The 2,990-nt window shown below is 60.2% G+C and carries 2 protein-coding genes; both read right to left on the bottom strand.

Going from position 1 to position 2,990, the window contains the following annotated elements; genetic code table 11:
- Positions 1 to 308: 308 nt before the first annotated feature.
- Positions 309 to 1,532, bottom strand: a complete 1,224-nt coding sequence (locus ACM43_RS09825) for an IS3 family transposase (protein WP_271539876.1) — start codon at positions 1,530 to 1,532, stop codon at positions 309 to 311.
- A gap of 982 nt (positions 1,533 to 2,514) precedes the next feature.
- A partial coding sequence (locus ACM43_RS09820) for an aminotransferase class III-fold pyridoxal phosphate-dependent enzyme (RefSeq protein WP_271539875.1) occupies positions 2,515 to 2,990 on the bottom strand: 476 nt, incomplete at its 5' end.

Here is a 2,990-nt window from a genome sequence, read left to right as displayed (position 1 = left end):
AGTCTCACCCTGATCGCCGCCGCGCAGACGCGCTTACGTCGTGGAACCACGCCGCCTGACGGCATCAACTTAGCGCTTAAGAAAGAAAGGCCGCCTACGTTGCCGCAAGCGGCCCAAGTCTAGGGAGGAACGCCCAAGGAGGGCAGCGATAGCGGGGCGCTACCGCACACCCTGAAAATAAGACAATCGTGATCGGCGGCTCAATTGAACGTAGGGAAACGCCGGGCATCTAAAGGGGGCATGGAACGATACCAAGGTTTATGGTGCCCGCGCGTGAAGCCGACCACCTTCGCACTAGGCGCAGGCTGTCATTGCCTATGCATCGCGTCCAGCAGCGGCCAGAAGTTGGTCACCAAACCGTGGCTGTCTTGCCTTGCATTATTCCAACTACGCCGGTGAGAGATTCGCGATGACCTTGCCTGATGCCAGCGCTCGATCTTTCCCTGAGTCTGAGGATGGTACGGAGCGCCGCGCACGTGCTGCATGCCCTTCTGGTCGAGCCACTCGGCCAGATCATCCGACACGTAACTCGAACCATTGTCGCTGAGCACCCTTGGCCGGTGCGCGACGGCGATGTGGTCAAGACCGGAGGCGGCGAGTGCCTGGTCGAGGGTGGCTGTGACATCGGAAGCGCACATGGTGGGACCAAGCCTCCAGGCCACGATGTAGCGCGAGAAGTCGTCAAGCACGGTCGAGAGATAGTACCACCCCCATCCGGTGATCTTGAGGTAGGTGAAGTCGGTCTGCCAGAGCTGGTTGACGGCCGTCGTCTTGTCCTTGAACTCGTTCGCGGCCTTGATCACCACATAGGCCGGGCTGGTGATGAGATCATGCGCCTTCAGCAGCCGATAGACTGACGCCTCGGATACAAAGTACTTTCGTTCGTTGGTGAACCGCACGGCCAACTCGCGTGGCGACAGCTCAGGTAACTCCAGCGCCAGGTCAATGATATGGCCCCGCACATCGTCGGGGATGCGATTCCAGACCCGGTCTGGTCGAGACCGATGATCGGCCAGCGCTTCAACGCCGCCCTCGCGGTAGCGATCATACCAGCGATAGAATGTGGCGCGCGGGATACCGAGCTTGTCCAGCGTGCGTTTGGCCGGAAGATGCGATTGCTCGACCAGCTGGATGATCTCGGCCTTTTCGGAGGCGGGATATCTCATGCCTCGTCCTCCCCATCTCCGTTCATACTTTTTTTGAGCAGACGGTTCTCCAGGGTCAGATCGGCCACGGCCTCCTTCAAGGTCGGCAGCCTCTTGGCGGAGGTCCTTCACCTCGCCGGAGGTCGCAGCTCGCGCCGTGTCGCCGGCCAGGCGGCGCTTGCCGGCCTCGAGAAACTCCTTGGACCAGCCGTAATACATCGAGGCGGCAATACCTTCTCGGCGGCAAAGCTCGGAGATGTTCTCCTCGCCGCGCAACCTTCCAGCGCGGATCTTCTCTTCCGCCGAATACTGCCGGCGGGTCTGGCGCCGAATGTCGTTTAGCACTTGGTCTGCCGGCGCTTTGCCCCGTCCGGATTTCTGCTTCATCCTCGCTCCTGGCGGCTACGATGAACCAGAAATCCTCCCTCGGCGAAATCCTTCAATTTGTCTCACAGAACCTGACGGCGAACAACGCGGCGCTGCGCCCCCTGTAGGAGAAACGAGTAACTTCTAGACTGTGGCCGGAAGGGAGCGGCCGACATGATTTCGGTGGCACGGGCGTTACCATGTTGCTTGTCAACGCGTGCGATGCAAGCACGTGCTGGGGCGTAGGACCGATGTGAGCGATGCGGAATGGTAGCAGCGGCTCGTTCCGGTTGCGGCGTGCCAGCTGTCAGCCCGAACGGGCAGATTGCCGAACTGCGAGCGTACGTGCGTCAGCGCGAGCGTCTGCTGGAGCACGCGGCCTGCCTTCGTAGCTTCGGAATCGTCAGATAGACCTGGGCACTGGCCTGCAGCGTCCGATCTTAACTGCCAGCTCGAGTATCTTGCCGCGCCTTGCTGCGCTCGTACCGGCCAGCCCGCAAAGCCGGTCGGCTTCCGCCTCGAGCATTGGGTTCAACGTCTCTTCCACCGTCCCGCCGACCATCGCGAGGCAAATCTCTCCACAATCGGGCCGAGAATTGTAGCCGGCGCCACCGCGCGAACGCATCATGGATGCGTGTTTAGCTTGTATAATCAGTTCAGGAGCAGGTCGCTAATCCTTTTCGCATCGTGCCGGATCCGTCATCGCCGACTTGCTTCGCGCGAGCGAACCTTTGCGACATGGCCCGAGATCTCCACGACAAGCTCTTCAGCTCAGCGAATGACTTAGTTGATGTTTTTCGCTAGCCTAAGCAGGAGTCGCGAGGGCAAGCGATCCCAGATGCAGATCAAGAGAGTGCGGCTGCCGTAAATGTGTCGAACCATAAGCCGCCCGGCACAGACTGCTCCGGCAGCGCCGACTCCGACGTATCCTGTCAGAGCTTGCAAGACGTCTCCTCCAGGCGATTGGACTTGAGACGGCATAAACGGATCGGGTGAAGGCTCGTCAGGCTCGCCCTAGATTGACGACGGTCGCCCTAAGCTCGTCGAGCATGCCCGCGATCCCATCGACAAGTTCGTCGATTTGGTCCTTATCGACGATTAGAGGTGGGCACATCGCCAACGTATCATCTACATTCCGCAAGATAATCCCTCGCTCGTGCAGCAACCGGGCCGCGATCCTGCCGACGTCGCCCGGAGTAGTAGCGGCGACTTTCTGCTCCTTGTCCAGCACTAGCTCGATTGCCGCAATAAGGCCAACGCCGCGAACCTCACCAACGAGCGGATGGTCACTGAGCGTACGCAGCCGTTCCTGCATATAGGCGCCTATTCGGCCGACATTCGCAATCAGCCCCCGCTCGTCGATGAGTTTAAGAGTTTCGAGCGCGACGGCGGCTCCGACCGGGTGACCGCCGCCTGTGAATCCATGAGCGAGCACTCCAACCTTATTGCTCTCGTCCGCGATTGGTTCGAACATGTAAT

The sequence above is a fragment of the Bradyrhizobium sp. CCBAU 45321 genome (genome assembly GCF_028128975.1).
Classification (GTDB): domain Bacteria; phylum Pseudomonadota; class Alphaproteobacteria; order Rhizobiales; family Xanthobacteraceae; genus Bradyrhizobium; species Bradyrhizobium yuanmingense.
This window is presented reverse-complemented; position numbering and strand designations above follow the sequence as displayed.

Excerpts from the sequence above, each read along its gene's own strand:
- ACM43_RS09825 (WP_271539876.1), bottom strand. The coding sequence starts at position 1,532 with ATGAAGCAGAAATCCGGACGGGGCAAAGCGCCGGCAGACCAAGTGCTA.